The organism is Polaribacter tangerinus (assembly GCF_038024095.1).
Taxonomy (GTDB): domain Bacteria; phylum Bacteroidota; class Bacteroidia; order Flavobacteriales; family Flavobacteriaceae; genus Polaribacter; species Polaribacter tangerinus.
This window is the reverse complement of the sequence record NZ_CP150668.1, coordinates 2,597,958-2,614,705: the sequence shown is the minus strand read 5'-3', so window position 1 is coordinate 2,614,705 and position 16,748 is coordinate 2,597,958. Positions and strand designations below refer to the sequence as shown.

At 30.7% G+C, this 16,748-nt stretch carries 16 protein-coding genes; 10 read left to right on the top strand and 6 right to left on the bottom strand.

Annotation, left to right across the window (positions count from 1 at the left end):
* Positions 1-73 precede the first annotated feature (73 nt).
* From WHD54_RS11460 to WHD54_RS11445, 4 genes are read left to right on the top strand one after another with little or no spacing between them, the layout of a single operon-like run.
* Complete coding sequence (locus tag WHD54_RS11460; RefSeq protein ID WP_088324786.1) at positions 74-595, top strand: DUF4199 domain-containing protein; 522 nt, start codon at positions 74-76, stop codon at positions 593-595.
* Between the two features lie 53 nt (positions 596-648).
* Positions 649-1,605, top strand: a complete 957-nt coding sequence (locus WHD54_RS11455) for a glycosyltransferase family 2 protein (protein ID WP_088324787.1) — start codon at positions 649-651, stop codon at positions 1,603-1,605.
* A gap of 47 nt (positions 1,606-1,652) precedes the next feature.
* Positions 1,653-3,368 (top strand): phospho-sugar mutase, encoded by a 1,716-nt coding sequence (locus WHD54_RS11450; protein ID WP_088324788.1) that lies wholly within the window; start codon positions 1,653-1,655, stop codon positions 3,366-3,368.
* Positions 3,368-5,197 (top strand): ABC transporter ATP-binding protein, encoded by a 1,830-nt coding sequence (locus WHD54_RS11445; protein WP_088324789.1) that lies wholly within the window; start codon positions 3,368-3,370, stop codon positions 5,195-5,197. The genes WHD54_RS11450 and WHD54_RS11445 overlap by 1 nt, the downstream gene beginning before the upstream one ends.
* 45 nt (positions 5,198-5,242) lie before the next feature.
* Here the strand turns inward: WHD54_RS11445 and WHD54_RS11440 are convergent, their stop codons facing one another.
* The 4 genes from WHD54_RS11440 to WHD54_RS11425 form a co-directional block, all read right to left on the bottom strand.
* Entirely contained in the window at positions 5,243-6,646 is a 1,404-nt protein-coding gene (locus WHD54_RS11440) for a CCA tRNA nucleotidyltransferase (protein ID WP_088324790.1), read from the bottom strand.
* A gap of 92 nt (positions 6,647-6,738) precedes the next feature.
* Complete coding sequence (locus tag WHD54_RS11435) at positions 6,739-7,722, bottom strand: stealth family protein (protein WP_088324791.1); 984 nt, start codon at positions 7,720-7,722, stop codon at positions 6,739-6,741.
* A complete protein-coding gene (locus WHD54_RS11430; protein WP_088324792.1) occupies positions 7,712-8,473 on the bottom strand; it encodes a glycosyltransferase family 2 protein in 762 nt (253 codons plus the stop codon). Before WHD54_RS11430 ends, WHD54_RS11435 begins: the two co-directional genes overlap by 11 nt.
* A 12-nt stretch (positions 8,474-8,485) precedes the next feature.
* Entirely contained in the window at positions 8,486-9,301 is an 816-nt protein-coding gene (locus WHD54_RS11425; protein ID WP_088324793.1) for a 2,3,4,5-tetrahydropyridine-2,6-dicarboxylate N-succinyltransferase, read from the bottom strand.
* Positions 9,302-9,421: 120 nt separating this feature from the next.
* On the opposite strand from WHD54_RS11425, the gene ruvX reads away from it, so the two are divergent.
* The 4 genes from ruvX to mazG all read left to right on the top strand — a co-directional run bounded on the left by ruvX (position 9,422) and on the right by mazG (position 11,835).
* Positions 9,422-9,832, top strand: a complete 411-nt coding sequence (gene ruvX / locus WHD54_RS11420) for a Holliday junction resolvase RuvX (protein WP_088324794.1) — start codon at positions 9,422-9,424, stop codon at positions 9,830-9,832.
* 72 nt (positions 9,833-9,904) lie between these two features.
* The gene (def, locus tag WHD54_RS11415) at positions 9,905-10,495 is read left to right on the top strand and encodes a peptide deformylase (RefSeq protein ID WP_088324795.1); all 591 of its coding nucleotides are present in this window, start codon (positions 9,905-9,907) and stop codon (positions 10,493-10,495) included.
* A 23-nt stretch (positions 10,496-10,518) separates the two neighbouring features.
* Positions 10,519-10,944: a DUF5606 domain-containing protein gene (locus tag WHD54_RS11410; RefSeq protein WP_088324796.1), complete on the top strand. Its 426-nt coding sequence runs from the start codon at positions 10,519-10,521 to the stop codon at positions 10,942-10,944.
* Positions 10,945-11,055: 111 nt separating this feature from the next.
* Complete coding sequence (gene mazG, locus WHD54_RS11405; RefSeq protein WP_088324797.1) at positions 11,056-11,835, top strand: nucleoside triphosphate pyrophosphohydrolase; 780 nt, start codon at positions 11,056-11,058, stop codon at positions 11,833-11,835.
* A 50-nt stretch (positions 11,836-11,885) separates the two neighbouring features.
* On the opposite strand, the gene lon is transcribed toward mazG, so the two are convergent.
* The gene (gene lon / locus WHD54_RS11400; protein WP_088324798.1) at positions 11,886-14,336 is read right to left on the bottom strand and encodes an endopeptidase La; all 2,451 of its coding nucleotides are present in this window, start codon (positions 14,334-14,336) and stop codon (positions 11,886-11,888) included.
* Positions 14,337-14,651: 315 nt separating this feature from the next.
* Between lon and WHD54_RS11395 the strand changes: the two genes are divergently transcribed.
* Positions 14,652-15,386 carry a head GIN domain-containing protein gene (locus tag WHD54_RS11395; RefSeq protein ID WP_088324799.1) on the top strand — a complete coding sequence of 245 codons (735 nt, stop codon included), beginning with the start codon at positions 14,652-14,654 and terminating at the stop codon, positions 15,384-15,386.
* An 81-nt stretch (positions 15,387-15,467) separates the two neighbouring features.
* Here the strand turns inward: WHD54_RS11395 and WHD54_RS11390 are convergent, their stop codons facing one another.
* A complete protein-coding gene (locus WHD54_RS11390) occupies positions 15,468-16,277 on the bottom strand; it encodes an FKBP-type peptidyl-prolyl cis-trans isomerase (protein ID WP_088324800.1) in 810 nt (269 codons plus the stop codon).
* A 70-nt stretch (positions 16,278-16,347) separates the two neighbouring features.
* On the opposite strand from WHD54_RS11390, the gene WHD54_RS11385 reads away from it, so the two are divergent.
* Positions 16,348-16,743, top strand: a complete 396-nt coding sequence (locus WHD54_RS11385) for an RNA-binding S4 domain-containing protein (RefSeq protein WP_088324801.1) — start codon at positions 16,348-16,350, stop codon at positions 16,741-16,743.
* Positions 16,744-16,748: the final 5 nt, after the last annotated feature.

The following is a 16,748-nucleotide window of genomic DNA, read 5'->3' as shown; positions in this document are numbered from 1 at the left end:
ATTTTTAAATTTAATGGCTATTTCAACGAAATGAATATATTTGTAAAAAACTAACTAAACTAGAATTTAAAAAATGGAAAATCAAGTAAACAGTAAAAACTTCATTGTAAACAATGGTGTTTTATTAGGTGTTGTATCTATTGTTATTAACTTAGTAATGTATGCAATGGGTATGCATTTAGATCCGCATTGGTCTGTAGGCCTACTTACAGGTGTTTTATTTATAGGTTTTATTATTTATGGTATAAAACAATTTAAAACTGCAAATGGTGGTTTTTTATCTTGGGGACAAGGTGTAAAAATTGGTGTTGGTATTGCTGTTTTAGCAGCATTGGTTGGTGCTATTTACCAATATGTATTTAATACCTTTATAGAGCCAGATTTTATGTCTCAAATGATGGAAGTTCAAAATCAGAAAATGTTAGACCAAGGTTTAACAGAAGAACAAATAGAGGCTGCTAATGAAATGAGTAAATCTTTTCAATCGCCAACAATGATTGCTGCTTTTGGTATTATTGGTAGTGCAATTGGTGGTTTTATTGTTGCTGCAATTGCAGGAGCCGTAATGAAAAAATCTGAAGAAGAAACTTATTAATTTAATGAAACTTTGAGTTTCTCAAAGTAACGTATTAAACCAAAAATGTACGTATGGATATTTCGGTAGTAATACCACTTCTTAACGAAGAAGAATCTTTACAAGAATTACACGATTGGATTGCAAATGTTCTGCAATCCAATCGTTATTTATATGAAATAATTTTTATAGATGATGGTAGTACCGATAACTCTTGGGCAATCATTAAAAATATCGTCAAAAATAATAATACTGTAAAAGGGATTCGTTTTCAAAGAAATTTTGGTAAAAGCCAAGCTTTAGATGCAGGCTTTGAAATGGCCAAAGGAAAAGTGGTTATTACTATGGATGCCGATTTACAAGATAATCCCGAAGAAATTCCAGCACTTTACAACCTTATTATTAAAGAAGATTTCGACCTTATTTCTGGTTGGAAAAAAAAGCGTTACGATAACGTAATTACAAAAAACATCCCTTCAAAACTATTCAATGCTGCTGCCAGAAAAACTTCTGGTCTCAAACTTCATGACTTTAATTGTGGCTTAAAAGCCTACAAAAACGAGGTTATAAAAACCGTAAAAGTTAGTGGAGAAATGCATCGATATATTCCTGTGTTAGCAAAAAATGCAGGTTTTCATAAAATTGGCGAAAAAGTAGTGCAGCACCAAGCAAGAAAGTACGGAGTTACAAAATTTGGAATAGAACGTTTTATTAATGGCTTTCTAGACTTAATTACCATTTCTTTTTTGTCTAAATTCGGAAAAAGACCCATGCATATTTTTGGACTCTGTGGTACTTTTATGTTTTTATTCGGAACCACCACCGCCTTATACATTGGCGCACAAAAATTATACAAACTATACCAAGGCACTAAAACAATTTTGGTAACTCAAAATCCTTGGTTTTATATTGCCTTGACTTCAATGGTTTTAGGAACCTTATTATTTTTAGCTGGTTTTATAGGCGAATTGATAATTAAAACCAAAAGCAACGAAAAACACTACGCTATTAAAGAAAAACTCAATTTCTAAAATGTATCTTTACATTTTTTATTAGAGCACCTTATATTTAAAAGAAAATGACAAAAATCATAGACAAAGCAACAAAATGGTTATCTCCTATTTTTGATACTGATACAAGAAAAGAAATACAGCATTTAATTGATACAAATGCTACCGATTTAGAAGATCGATTTTATAAAGACATGGAATTTGGTACTGGTGGTATGCGTGGTATTATGGGAGCCGGAACCAATAGAATTAATAAATATACTTTAGGAAGAGCCACACAAGGACTCGCAAACTACTTAATAGAAAACATAAAAAAAACACAAATAAAAGTAGTTATTGCTTACGATTGTAGGCACAACAGTAAAAAATTTGCTACCACAGTAGCCAACGTATTTTCTGCAAATAACATAAAAGTATATCTTTTTGAAGATTTACGACCTACTCCAGAGCTTTCTTTTGCAGTGCGACATTTAAACTGCGATGCTGGTATTGTATTAACAGCATCACATAATCCGCCAGAATATAATGGCTATAAAGTTTATTGGGCAGACGGCGGTCAAATTGTACCACCACAAGACATTGGTATTATTAGTAAGGTAAATGCTTTAGATTTTTCTGAAATAAATTTTAATGCTAACGAAAAACTTATAGAAATAATTGGTCATAAAGTAGATGATGTTTTTATAGATAATGCTGTTAAAAACGGTAATTTATCTAAAAAGATATCCCGTAATAATCTAAAAATAGTTTTTACTCCTCTACATGGTACTTCTATTATTTCTGTACCACAAGCACTAAAAAAAGCAGGATATACAGATGTACACATTGTGGAAGCACAAAAAACACCAAATGGTGATTTCCCAACTGTAAAATCGCCCAATCCAGAAGAGCCAGAAGCTCTTAAAATGGCTATTGAACTTGCCAATAAAATAAATGCTGATATTGTAATTGGCACCGATCCAGATTGTGATAGATTAGGCGTGGCTGTTAGAGATACAAAGGGCAACATGAAACTGTTAAATGGAAACCAAACGATGGTGGTAATGACAGAATTTTTACTAAAAAAATGGCAAGAAGAGGGCAAACTAAATGGCAAACAATTTGTTGGTTCTACTATTGTATCTTCTGAGTTAGTAAACGAAGTTGCTGCCGGCTATCACGTAGAAACAAAAGTTGGCTTAACAGGTTTTAAATGGATTGCCAAGATGGTAAAAGACTTTCCAGAGTTAGAGTTTATTGGTGGTGGAGAAGAAAGTTTTGGTTATATGGTAGGAGATTTTGTTAGAGACAAAGATGCGGTTACAGCTACATTACTTGCTTGTGAAGTTGCTGCTAAAGCCAAACAACAAGGAAGTTCTTTTTATAAAGAATTGTTATCCATTTATGTTAGAAATAACTTTTACAAAGAACATTTAATTTCTATCACAAAAAAAGGAATGGATGGTGCCCAAGAAATAAAGCAAATGTTATCGAATATGCGTAACAAACCGGTTTTAGAAATTGATGGAGAAAAAGTAATTACACTCTTTGACTATGAAGCATCAACAGAAAAAAACCTTCTTACAGGCACTATTAAAAATATCGATTTACCTAAATCTAACGTTTTAATATACCAAACAGCAGCAGGTACAAGAGTTGCCGCTAGACCCAGCGGAACCGAACCTAAAATAAAATTTTATTTTAGTGTAAAAAGCTCCTTAGAAAATGTTATTGATGCAGAAGCTGTAGAAAAAAATCTTGATGCCAAAATTGCGCGAATTATTAAAGAAATGAAATTAAGTTAATGGGATATTTCAAAGACATTTTAAAGTATGAAAAAAAATATAGAAAGTTTACAATACTAAATATTGTATTCAATATTTTGTACGCACTTTTTAATGTGCTTTCTGTGTTGGCATTTATTCCTGTTTTGGGAATTATTTTTGAAAAGGAAAGACAAATTAATTCGAAACCAATTTACCAAGGTATTACAAGTATAGGTAGCTACGCAGAAGAAAGTTTTAACTACTTTATTGCTCAAAAAATAACTAATGAAGGAGAAATAAAAGTACTTGTTTTTATTTGCTTTTTATCTTTAAGCTTGTTCTTTTTAAAAAACCTTTTTAGATATTTAGCCTCCTACTCTATTACGTTTTTAAGAACTGGTATTGTTAGAGATTTAAGAGATCAATTATACCATAAAATAGTTACTTTACCCATTTCTTACTTTTCAAAAAAAAGAAAGGGAGATATTATAGCTCGAATGACTGCAGATGTTCAAGAAGTAGAAACCTCTATTTTAACATCTATAGAAACCATTGTTAGAGAACCACTTACAGTAATAATTGCCATTTCAATTATGCTATTTATGAGTGTGAAATTAACCCTTTTTGTATTTATACTTCTCCCTGTTTCTGGCTTTATCATTTCATCTATCAGTAAAAAATTAAAAGCAAAATCAGAAAAAGCTCAAAAAGAGACTGGTAATTTTTTATCTTTTATAGAGGAAACTCTTACTGGTTTAAGAATTATAAAAGGTTTTAATGCAGAAAATGTTATTGAGTCTAAATTTAATAATTCTACTAAAGAATTTAAAAGCCTAATGACGAGTGTGTTTCATAGACAAACATTAGCATCTCCAATGAGCGAATTTTTAGGTTCTGCTACTATTATTGCTATTCTTTGGTATGGTGGAACTGAAGTTTTATCTAAAACAAGTGCTTTAGAACCAGACGAGTTTTTTGGATATATTGTACTGTTTTACACCGTTTTAAATCCGATAAAGTTAATAACAACTGCCTACTACAATGTTCAAAAAGGAGAAGCTTCCGCAGAAAGAATTATGCAAGTTTTACAAACAGATAACGATATTATAGAAAAGCAAAATGCTTTGGTAAAAAAAGAGTTTACTAGCAAAATTGAGTTTAAAAATATTTCGTTTAAATACAAAGATACTTTTGTTTTAAAAGACTTCTCTTTAACAATTAACAAAGGAGAAACCGTTGCTTTGGTTGGTCAATCTGGAAGTGGAAAATCTACTCTTGCTAATTTAGTTACCCGATTTTATGACGTAAACAAAGGAGAGGTTTTTATTGATGATACTAATATTAAAGATATTACAAAAAAATCCTTGCGTAATTTAATGGGTATTGTATCTCAAGATTCCATTTTGTTTAATGATACAATTGCCAATAATATAAAACTAGGCAATCAAAAAGCTAGTAATAAAGAAGTTTTAGAAGCCTCTGAGATTGCGAATGCAGTGGAGTTCATAGACAATCTTCCTCAGAAATTTGATACAAATATTGGCGATAGTGGAAACACCCTTTCTGGCGGGCAAAAACAACGCTTATCTATAGCTAGAGCTGTTTTAAAAAACCCACCAATAATGATTTTAGATGAGGCAACATCTGCTTTAGACACTGAGTCTGAACAATTGGTACAAATAGCATTAGAAAAAATGATGCAAAATAGAACTTCTTTAGTAATTGCACACAGATTGTCTACTATTCAAAAAGCAGATAAAATTATTGTATTAAAAAAAGGTAAAATTGTCGAACAAGGTAAGCACGATGAATTATTGGCACAAAAAGGAGAATACTACAAATTGGTAACTATGCAAAGTTTGGCATAACAAAATTTATTAGAAAGTAAGTAATTTAATCTTGTAACAAGCAAATTACAAGCCTAAGGCCTTTCCTTTTTCTATCATAAATTTATAAGAAGCTTCATGTTCATTTGGTATTACTCCCTCTAAAATAGCCTCTTTAATAGCTTCTTTAATCTGACCAATTTCTCTGCAAGGTTGTAAGCTAAAAGCTTCCATAATTTCTTCTCCAGTAACTGGTGGTTGAAAATTACGAATTTTATCTCTCTCTTCTACCTCTTTAATTTTTGATCTTACTAGATTAAAATTTTGATGATACTTTTTAAATTTTCTTGGATTTTTTGTGGTAATATCTGCCTCACAAAGCGTCATTAAAGAATCAATATCTTCACCAGCATCAAATACCAAACGTCTTACTGCAGAATCGGTTACTTCACTAGCTAAAACAATAGGCCTAGAACTTAACATAACCATTTTTTGCACAAACTTCATCTTATTATTTAAAGGCATTTTTAACCTTTTAAATAACTTAAAAACCATTTTAGAACCAACAAATTCATGCGCATGAAAAGTCCACCCCACTTTTTTACTAAACTTTTTAGTTGGCGCTTTACCTATATCATGTAATAAAGCAGCCCAACGCAACCAAACATCTTCTGTATTTTTTGCAATATTATCTACCACCTCTAAGGTATGATAAAAATTGTCTTTATGCTTCTGTCCTTCTACCTCTTCCACTCCTTTAAGCGCAATTAATTCAGGTAAAATTAAAGGCAATAAGTTTGTTTTTTCTAATAATAAAAAACCGATAGATGGTTTTGATGAAGCTAAAATTTTATGAAGTTCATCTACAATACGTTCTTTAGTAATTATTTTTAAACGATGCGCACTTTTAGCAATGGCCTCTAATGAGTTCGTTTCAATCTGAAAATTTAATTGTGTGGCAAATCGAATGGCACGCATCATTCTTAAAGGATCATCAGAATAAGTGATATCAGGATTTAAAGGTGTTCTTATAATTTTATTTTTTAAATCTTCAATTCCATTAAACGGGTCTAACAACTCGCCAAAATTATGCTCATTTAAACTTAAAGCCAATGCATTAATGGTAAAATCTCTCCTATTCTGATCGTCTTGTAAAGTTCCTTCAATAACTTCCGGATTTCTGCTTTCTTCGGAGTACGATTCTTTTCTGGCACCAACAAACTCAATTTCTATGTCTTTGTAACGCAACATTGCGGTTCCGTAAGTTTTAAAAATCTGTACTTTTGGTTTGTTTGGTAACAAGTCGGATACTTTTTGAGCTAACTCAATTCCGCTTCCAACCGCCACAACATCGATATCTTTTGCAACACCTCTTTTTAAAAAAAAGTCTCTTACATACCCGCCAATTACGTAACTATCAATAGCTAATAATTTTGATGCATTTGAAATGACTGTAAATATTTCTGAGGATATTGCTTCTTTGTAATTCATTGTATTTCTGACAAAAACTCAAGATTGAGTATTTTTTTTCGTTTGCAAATTTACTATTAAAATATAGCATACAAAAAGTGAACAATAATTATTTAGTTATATTTATTTTGAAGCCAAGATTTAATGTAGGATAACTTTTGGGGCGGACATTGATCTAAGCTTTGCATACACAAAAACAATTTATTAGGATTGTTTTCAGCTTTTCTCAATTTATATTTCAACCAAAAAAGTGGTTTTTTGTAATTTTGAAAGTATAATAGTTGAAAATCGTTTTTTAAAAAATAAGAATTGTTTTTTATCTCTAAATGATCCGCAAGAGAATGGCTTACATATTGCTCATAATGCCTAAAACGATGTTTTATGTTGATGTCTAATAGCTCGGGAAATTCTTTATAAAAATTTACATAAGTTGATTTTCTCAAAGCCGCAATTGTATGATCTATTCTAACATATTTATCAAACTCTAAAATTTTAGCAATATTCTGTTGTCCCTTTTTAAAGCCATACACATTTTCTTTACCTTTTTTTCCTAAAATTCTATAGAATACTTTTTGTAATTTTTTGTACCATATATCTTGATAAAATGGAGTCCAAAAGCCACGAATAACAGGTTTATCATCTATAAAAAAATCGGATACTTTTACTGGATTACAAAAAAAGAAATCGTCATTTAAATATAAAAAATGTTCAGAAAGGTTTGGAATTTTATATAATAGAGATTCTATTGACAAAGAGTTAAATGTTGGTAAATACTGATGATATCCCTCAAAAATAACTTTATGATCTACAATAATTACATTCGGAAAAACTTTTTTTGCGTACTCCTTATCTTTTAAAAAATCTGGAGTTTGATTATCGGTAACTATAAAAATATTTCTTACAAATGTTGCATACTTTAAAATAGACCTCACAGAAAATTCAATTTCATTAACCTGATCATAACGCATTCTTACTGCTTTATTATCTATAGTATTCTTATTTACTATAAATTTTTCCATTTTTTGCCGATGTGATGGGTCGTTACCATCTACCCAAGTTATAACAGCATCAACAACTATCTCTTTATTATTCTGCATTTTTGCTATATTTTTTATTAAGCAACCACAGTTTTATATACCTTGTTAACACACCATAAGCTTGTGTCTTTGCTACTAAAAAACCTGTAAAACCATCTAAAAAACCCAACCGGATGAAGTAATGTATTACAAAACGAGCTGGTGGCTTTATAAGTACATGATACGCATTTACTTTTTTACCTTTACCATGAAGTTCTTTTGCTCTTATAGAAGCATAATGATTTAATTTTGAAATATAATGATCGTAGTTTCTATATGAATAATGTTCTATTTTGCTTTTGAAAAAACCTAAATAGCCACTTGTTTTTATTGTTTCATGAACTACACCAACATACTTACAATGTTCTTTTAAAAACAAACGAACTACTTTATCCCTCTGAAAACCAGAGTAATTCACTTTTTTACCACAAAAATAAAAAGTTCTACGTACATAAAAGCCAACAAAATCATTCGGACTTTTAACGGCTTCCAAAATTTCTTTTTCTACTTCTGTAGTTACCCTTTCATCTGCATCCAAAAGATAAATCCAAGGATAATTAGCTTGAGAAATTGCAAAGTTTTTTTGAGAAGAAAAATCATCAAACTTTCGTTTGATGATTTTTACATTATACTTTTTTGCGATTTCTAGTGTTTTATCTGTACTAAAAGAATCTATAACAATAATTTCATCAGCAAAACCAACAGATTTGATAGCATCTGCAATATGAATTTCTTCATTTAAAGTAGGTATTATTGCCGATATTTTTGTCATAAAAGTTATTCTTTAAACAGCTACGTCATACTCACGTAAAGCATCGTTTAAAGAAGTTTTTTTGTTGGTACTTTCTTTTCTTTTTCCAATAATTAACGCACAAGGTACATTGTATTCTCCAGCAGCAAATTTTTTGGTATAACTTCCAGGTATAACCACAGAACGAGCTGGTACCACTCCTTTCATTTCTACAGGTGCATTACCTGTAACATCAATAATTTTAGTACTCATAGTTAATACTACGTTTGCTCCTAAAACTGCCTCTTTTTCTACTCGAACGCCTTCTACTACTATACATCTAGAACCTATAAACGCTCCGTCTTCGATAATCACCGGAGCAGCTTGTAATGGCTCTAAAACCCCTCCAATACCAACACCCCCAGAAAGGTGAACATTTTTTCCTATTTGTGCACAAGAACCAACAGTAGCCCATGTATCTACCATAGTACCTTCATCAACATAAGCACCAATATTTACATAACTTGGCATTAAAATTGTGCCTTCCGAAATATATGCTCCATGCCTTGCAACAGCATTCGGAACAACTCGTATACCTCTTTCTGCAAAATTTCTTTTTAGAGGAATTTTATCATGATATTCAAAAATACCAGCTTCTAATGTTTCCATTTTTTGAATTGGGAAATATAAAACCACCGCCTTTTTTACCCATTCATTTACCTGCCAACCATTTGCAATAGGCTCTGCTACTCTTAAAGTCCCTTTATCTAATAAATCAACTACTTTTCTAATGGTGTCAATTGTTTTTTGCTCTGTTAACAAATCTCTATTTTCCCAAGCTGATTCTATAATTTCTCTAATTTCTTTCATTGTAATATTATAATTTCTACAAATATAATTCTATCCTTAAAAACTGAAAGCGAAGATACATTTTTTAAACAGATATTTCTGCTTTGTTTAAAAAACGTATTTTTGCAAAAACTATTATAAATGGCTAGAATTTTAGCAATAGATTTCGGGAAAAAAAGAACGGGAATAGCCGTTACCGACGAATTACAAATTATTGCTTCTGGTTTAACTACCGTTGCAACCCCAGAACTTATAGCTTTTCTTAAAAACTATACATCGAAAGAAAAAGTTTCTCTATTTTTGGTGGGAAAGCCTAAACAGATGGACAACTCCGACAGCGAAAGCGAATCACTAATTATTCCTTTTTTAGAGAAATTAACAAAATCATTTCCTAAAATACCTGTAACTAGAGTCGATGAACGTTTTACCTCTAAAATGGCTTTTCAAACAATGATAGATAGTGGCATGAACAAAAAACAACGAAGAAATAAAGCGATGGTTGATGAAATTAGTGCCACCATTATTTTACAATCTTACCTTTATAATAAGTAAATTTTGATTAGCAAAAATTCGTAATTCGTGATTGTAAATTGTATTTTTGCAAACGTTTTTAAAATATAAAAAATGATTTTACCAATAGTTGCCTACGGAGATCCTGTTTTAAGAAAAATTGCATCAGATATAACACCAAGCTATCCAGATTTAAAATCCCTAATAACCAACATGCAAGAAACCATGTACAACGCATCGGGTGTTGGCTTGGCAGCTCCTCAAATTGGAAAAGCAATTCGACTGTTTGTAATAGACGCTTCTCCTTTTGCAGAAGACGAAGATTTATCTGAAAAAGATAGGAAAGCTCTAAAAAACTTTAAAAACGTTTTTATAAACCCAAAAATAATTAACGAAGAAGGAGAAGAATGGGTTTTTAATGAAGGATGTTTAAGCATACCAGATGTAAGAGAAGATGTTTTTAGAAAACCTAAAATTACCATAGAATATTTTGATGAAGAATTTAAAAAGCATACCCAAGAATTAGATGGGTTAGCAGCAAGAGTTTTTCAGCATGAATATGACCACATTGAAGGTATTTTATTTACCGATAAACTTTCTTCTCTTAAAAAAAGATTGATAAAAAAGAAATTAGAAAATATTTCTAAAGGAAAAATTAGAGCAGATTACAGAATGCGATTTCCAAACATAAAAAAAGGAAAATAGTCTAAAGACAAAAAATATACATTATGGAATTTAATAAAATTATATCGGTTACAGGAAAGCCTGGTTTATTTGAAGTAGTATCTCAATCTAAAAATGCAATAATTGTGTCGGCATTGTCAGACAAGAAAAGAATTGCTATTAATGCTACGCAAAATGTAAGCTTACTAGAAAACATTGCTATTTATACTTTTGAAGAAGACAAGCCTTTACTAGAAGTTTTTAAAGCAATGTTTGAGAAGACAGGAGGAAAAGAAGCAATTTCTCACAAGGAAAGTGCTAAAAAGTTAACCGATTTTTTTGCTGATGTTCTTCCTGAATATGATGCAGAAAGAGTGTATTCTTCAAACATAAAAAAAGTAATTCAGTGGTTTAATATCCTGGTAAGTTCAGGGATGGATTTTTCTAAAATAGAAACATCTGTTGAAGAAAACACTGAAGAAAAAGCATAAAAATATTCTTATTGTAAGCCAAAGGGAAATCTAAATATTTTTTTAAAAATTTCTTAATATCAGTAGGATTTATAATCTGATTTTAAAAATATCATTTCACTAAATATCATTTTGAATAATAGAGAAAATCAATTAAAAGCTTTCAATCGTCTGTTAGATATTATGGATGACCTTAGGGAAAAATGCCCTTGGGATAAAAAACAAACCTTAGAAAGTTTAAGACACTTAACTATAGAGGAAGTGTATGAATTGGCAGATGCTATTTTAGACAATGACCTAGAAGAAGTAAAAAAAGAATTAGGTGATGTACTTTTGCACTTGGTTTTTTATGCCAAAATTGGTAGCGAAAAAAAAGCGTTTGATATTGCAGATGTAGCCAACGCAATTTCAGATAAATTAATTGCTAGACATCCACATATTTATGGAGATGTTAAAGTTAAAAATGAAGAGGAGGTAAAAAAGAATTGGGAACAGCTGAAACTTAAAGAAGGCAAAAGTTCTGTGTTAGAGGGTGTCCCAAAAAGTTTACCAGCAGTAGTAAAAGCATGTAGAATTCAAGAAAAAGTTGCAGGTGTCGGTTTTGACTGGGAAAAACCAGAACAAGTTTGGGAAAAAGTACAAGAAGAATTAAGCGAATTGAACGACGAAATAATAGCCAATAATAAAGAAAATATAGAAAAAGAATTTGGTGATGTTCTTTTTTCAATGATAAATTATGCTCGTTTTATTGGTGTAAATCCAGAAAATGCCTTAGAAAAGACTAACAAAAAATTTATCAATCGCTTTCGGTTTCTAGAAAAAGAGGCTCAAAAATCTGGTAAAAATATTGCTGAAATGTCTTTAGAAGAAATGGATGTGTATTGGGAAAACTCAAAAAAATATTTTAAATAATTCATAAAAAAAAGCCTTCGATGAAGGCTTTTTTTATAAATAAATTACACTTAGAACTTCTTAGCATTTTGTACTTTTTGTTTGGTCAAAGCCAATTCAATTACTTGTTTCATATCAGACACGTAATGAAAAGTTAACCCTTTTAAATAAGACTCTTTTATTTCTAAAATATCTTTCCTATTGTCTTCACACAAAATAATTTCTTTAATATTTGCTCTTTTTGCCGCAAGAATTTTCTCTTTAATACCGCCCACAGGTAACACTTTACCACGTAACGTAATTTCACCTGTCATAGCTAATTTATTTTTAACTTTTCGCTGTGTAAAAGAAGAAACTAAAGAAGTTAACATGGTAATACCTGCACTAGGACCATCTTTTGGAGTAGCTCCTTCGGGTACGTGAATATGAACATTGTATTTTTCTAAAACAGTAGGTTTAATTCCGAATTCTTCTGCATGAGACTTTATATATTGCAAAGCAATTGTTGCAGATTCTTTCATTACAGTTCCTAAATTACCAGTTATCGAAAGTGTACCTTTTCCTTTAGATAATATCGATTCTATAAACAAAATATCTCCTCCGACTTGTGTCCAAGCCAATCCAGTAACTACACCAGCAACATCATTATTTTCGAATTTATCTCTATTTCTAGGAGTTCCTAAAATTTCTTCAATTTTTTCTTTAGACAAGGCAATGTCATATTCTTCTTCCATTGCAATCGACTTTGCTGCAAATCGAACTACTTTTGCAACTTGCTTCTCCAAACCTCTCACACCAGACTCTCTTGTGTAACCTTCTACTATTTGTGTAATTTGAGGCTTACCCAATTTTAAATCATTACTAGATAAACCGTGTTCTTTTAACTGTTTTGGTAGCAAATGTCTTTTTGCTATTTCTACTTTTTCTTCAATAGTATAACCTGTAACATTAATAATTTCCATTCTATCTCTTAGCGCCCAAGGAATTTGCCCTAAATTATTGGCGGTTGCAATAAAAAGAATTTTAGATAAGTCATAACCTACTTCCAAATAATTATCATAAAATGCCTCGTTTTGTTCTGGATCTAATACTTCTAACATTGCCGAAGAAGGATCTCCCTGATGACTTTGACCTAACTTATCAATCTCATCCAAAACAAAAACAGGATTTGAACTTTCTGCTTTTTTTAAATTCTGAATTAATCTTCCTGGCATAGCTCCTATGTATGTTTTTCGGTGTCCTCTAATTTCCGCTTCATCTCTTAAACCGCCTAAAGACATTCTTACATATTTTCTTCCTAAAGCCTCTGCAACAGATTTTCCTAATGAAGTTTTACCAACACCCGGAGGACCATACAAACAAATTATTGGCGATTTCATATCGTTTCTCAACTTTAAAACAGCCAAATGTTCTATAATTCTCTCTTTAACTTTCTCTAAACCAAAATGGTCTCTATCTAAAATTTTAGTAGCTCTTTTTAAATCGAACTTATCTTTAGTGAATACTCCCCATGGAAGCTCTAAAAGTAGTTCTAAATAATTTCTTTGAACCCCATATTCTGCCATCTGAGGATTCATACGCTTTAGCCTATTTAGTTCCTTTTCGAAAGTAGTAGCAACTTCTTTAGACCACTTTTTTGTTTTACCTTTTGCTCGCATTTCCTCTAACTCTTGGTCATTAGAAACACCGCCCAGCTCTTCTTGAATAGTTTTAAGCTGCTGATGTAAGTAATACTCTCTTTGTTGTTGATCTAAATCTTCTCTTGTTTTGGATTGAATATCATTTCGAAGTTTTAACTTTTGAAGCTCTTTATTTAAGTTTTTTAAGGCTAAAAGTGCCCGTTCTTTTAGATTGTCTTTTTCAAGAATCACCTGCTTTTGAGCAACTGATAAATCCATGTTTGATGAAATAAAATTCACCAAAAAAGCATCTGACTTAATATTTTTTATAGCAAAAGATGCCTCTGAAGGTAACATTGGGTTTTCTTTAATTACCTCTAAAGCTTGTTCTTTAATAGAAGCAATAATAGCCTCAAACTCTTTCTCGTCTTCTACTGCTCTATCGTCTAAAGATTCTTTTACGGTAGCTTTTAAGTATGGCTTATTTTGAATGATAGTGTCTATTTCAAAGCGTTTTTTTCCTTGAATAATAACCGTTGTATTACCATCGGGCATTTTTAAAACACGAAGTATCTGTGCCACAACACCTGTTTTGTGAATATCTTTTAAGCTTGGTTCTTCTACATCTTCGTTCTTTTGAGCTACTACGCCAATTACCTTGTCTCCTTTATTAGCATCTTTAATTAATTGTATCGACTTGTCTCTACCAGCAGTAATAGGAATAACAACACCCGGAAATAAAACGGTATTTCTTAAAGGTAAAATTGGTAAAATTTCTGGAACACTTTCTTTATTGATAATTTCTTCATCTTCTGGTGTCATTAAAGGAATCAATTCAGAATCTTCATTTAACATATTGCTAAGCGACAAATTGTCTAAATGTATTATTTTTGATTTGCTCATCTGTTATATTTCTGTCATACTGACATTGATTTTCGATTTTCAAAAAATCAACACCAAATTTATCATTATTAAATTGTTGATTATCAGTATTTAAAATCACACAATACCAATATCATTAGAATAAATTACAATTGTTATGCCAAATTAAAGTGAAATGTAGGGCAATTGTTTGGCAGTTGAATCAATAAAATTAAAAATAGTTCTTTTTTATTAAAACAATGTAACAATTATATAAATACTACGTCTTTGATATAGGTAACTTATTCAAAAAATGAATAAAAACGGCTATATTATTAATTCTAACAACAAAATACGATGCATAAAAAAATAATTTTAACAACTAGTATCCTTTTACTAAGCTTTACTATTAGTGCCCAAAATTGGTTTGGTGGTGCTAAAAAAATAAAAGGTAACGGAAACATTACAAGTATCTCTAAAAACGTAAGTAATTTTAAAGGTATTATGTCTGGAGGCTCTTTTAATGTTATTCTAGAAAAAGGAACCACAGAAAAAGTTGTAATAAAGGGAGAGGAAAATATTATAAAACTTATTGAAACAGAAATTGATAATGATATTTTAAAAATAAATTTTAAAAAAAACATCAACATTAGTAATAGTAAACAAATTACAATTACTGTAACTTACTTAGAAATTGATAGTGTATTTTTGGCAGGATCTGGGAGTGTTACAAGTAAAGATAATTTTACATCAGATACTTTTAATGTAAATATTGGGGGTTCTGGTTCTATTAGATTATCAATTAATACCGATGCAGTTAAAGCAAATATTGGGGGCTCTGGTAACATATATTTAAAAGGAAAAACGAATAAAATAACTGCCTCTGTAGCGGGATCTGGAAATATTAAAGCGTACCAATTAGTAACCAATAAAGCGAAAGGAAATATTGCGGGTTCTGGTAATATAGAAGTAACTGTAAATAATAAGATTGAAGCGAACTTAATTGGCTCTGGTAATATTTTTTACAAAGGAAATCCTGCAGATGTGGAATCAACAACTATAGGATCGGGAAGTATTATCGATAAAAATTAATTTATAAATTATTATAAATATAGTATCATTAAAAAAAAATGCGTTAGAAATTCTAACGCATTTTTTTGTGCATAAATCTTTTTATTTGATATCGGGATTTAAATAATCTGGTAAATTTGGATTGCTTACATCGCTAAAATCGTTTGTTGGGTCTCCATCATTGTTTGCATCTTCATCAATAGAAGGTACTCCATCATTATCATGATCGGTATCTTCTACAATATCAAGTAACTCTACACGAAACATTAAATTTGTGTTAACCAAAGCACTGCTAATATTATTTAGAGAACTAGATGGGTACGCCAAACCAGATGGTATAAACAAGATTGCTTTTCCAGTATTTAAGTATGTGATTGGACCATTAAAAGGCCCGCCATTAGCAGCTGTCTTTAGAGTACCACTTTTTAATTTGGTAAAACCATGCGTCCACCCTTTTATAACAGAGTTTAAAGTAAACCAAATACCCCTTTCATTGCTATCAAAAGTAGAGGTTCTAAGTGTTGTTCCGTCTAGAGCAATTCCCGAATACTTAACATAAACAGAGTCCATAACAGTTGGAAAAGATTTTACAGGATTCGAAACTCCCTGCTCTTGAATGTAAATGTACAAAGTATGCTCTATGTCATTTTGAGTAACTTTCATAGAGGTTAACTTACTTGTTTCATCAAAAAGAGACGTTTTGCCTGTACTTAACGTTTTAACCGAATCTAGCGTAGCATCAAAGTAATGTGTTTTAAGAAATGTTACCAAAGTATCATTATCTATTACTGCTTGTGCTTCATAATCAAAACCTTCAAAAGGATTTACAAAACCAAGATTGTTATCATCACAAGAAACAATGGTAATTACTCCTATTGTTAGAAGTAAAAAAATATTTTTTATTTTGTTCATTTATACTTAAAATTAGAGCTTGCAATTTACCATTTTTATACCTTTGTAAAAAGACAAACATTATTTTTTTATGAGAGTTGACAAATATTTGTGGTGTATTCGATTTTTTAAAACAAGAAGTATTGCAACAAATGCTTGTAAAAAAGGTCAAGTAAAAATAGACGCTAAAAATGTAAAACCCTCGAAAGAGGTTTTTGTAGGAGAGTTAATAATCATTAGAAAAAATCAAATTAACTATCAAATAAAAGTTTTAAATTTACCTGAAAGTAGACTTGGAGCAAAACTTGTAGATCAATACAGAAAGGATGTTACACCAAAAGAAGCCTTTGCAAACACAGAGCTCTTGAAATATGCCAAAGACTATTATCGAAAAAAAGGAATCGGTAGACCCACAAAAAAAGATAGAAGAGATATTGAAAATTATCAAGATGAATCTTTTGATAATAATACAGACGAAATTTTATAAATAGA

What these genes read in the sequence shown, in the direction of transcription:
- ruvX (WP_088324794.1), top strand. Translation starts at nt 9,422, where the DNA reads ATGGCTAGAATTTTAGCAATAGATTTCGGGAAAAAAAGAACGGGAATA.
- WHD54_RS11440 (WP_088324790.1), bottom strand. Translation starts at nt 6,646, where the DNA reads ATGAATTACAAAGAAGCAATATCCTCAGAAATATTTACAGTCATTTCA.
- WHD54_RS11445 (WP_088324789.1), top strand. Translation starts at nt 3,368, where the DNA reads ATGGGATATTTCAAAGACATTTTAAAGTATGAAAAAAAATATAGAAAG.
- def (WP_088324795.1), top strand. Translation starts at nt 9,905, where the DNA reads ATGATTTTACCAATAGTTGCCTACGGAGATCCTGTTTTAAGAAAAATT.
- WHD54_RS11390 (WP_088324800.1), bottom strand. Translation starts at nt 16,277, where the DNA reads ATGAACAAAATAAAAAATATTTTTTTACTTCTAACAATAGGAGTAATT.
- WHD54_RS11450 (WP_088324788.1), top strand. Translation starts at nt 1,653, where the DNA reads ATGACAAAAATCATAGACAAAGCAACAAAATGGTTATCTCCTATTTTT.
- WHD54_RS11455 (WP_088324787.1), top strand. Translation starts at nt 649, where the DNA reads ATGGATATTTCGGTAGTAATACCACTTCTTAACGAAGAAGAATCTTTA.
- WHD54_RS11425 (WP_088324793.1), bottom strand. Translation starts at nt 9,301, where the DNA reads ATGAAAGAAATTAGAGAAATTATAGAATCAGCTTGGGAAAATAGAGAT.
- lon (WP_088324798.1), bottom strand. Translation starts at nt 14,336, where the DNA reads ATGAGCAAATCAAAAATAATACATTTAGACAATTTGTCGCTTAGCAAT.
- WHD54_RS11395 (WP_088324799.1), top strand. Translation starts at nt 14,652, where the DNA reads ATGCATAAAAAAATAATTTTAACAACTAGTATCCTTTTACTAAGCTTT.
- WHD54_RS11410 (WP_088324796.1), top strand. Translation starts at nt 10,519, where the DNA reads ATGGAATTTAATAAAATTATATCGGTTACAGGAAAGCCTGGTTTATTT.
- WHD54_RS11385 (WP_088324801.1), top strand. Translation starts at nt 16,348, where the DNA reads ATGAGAGTTGACAAATATTTGTGGTGTATTCGATTTTTTAAAACAAGA.
- WHD54_RS11435 (WP_088324791.1), bottom strand. Translation starts at nt 7,722, where the DNA reads ATGCAGAATAATAAAGAGATAGTTGTTGATGCTGTTATAACTTGGGTA.
- WHD54_RS11430 (WP_088324792.1), bottom strand. Translation starts at nt 8,473, where the DNA reads ATGACAAAAATATCGGCAATAATACCTACTTTAAATGAAGAAATTCAT.
- WHD54_RS11460 (WP_088324786.1), top strand. Translation starts at nt 74, where the DNA reads ATGGAAAATCAAGTAAACAGTAAAAACTTCATTGTAAACAATGGTGTT.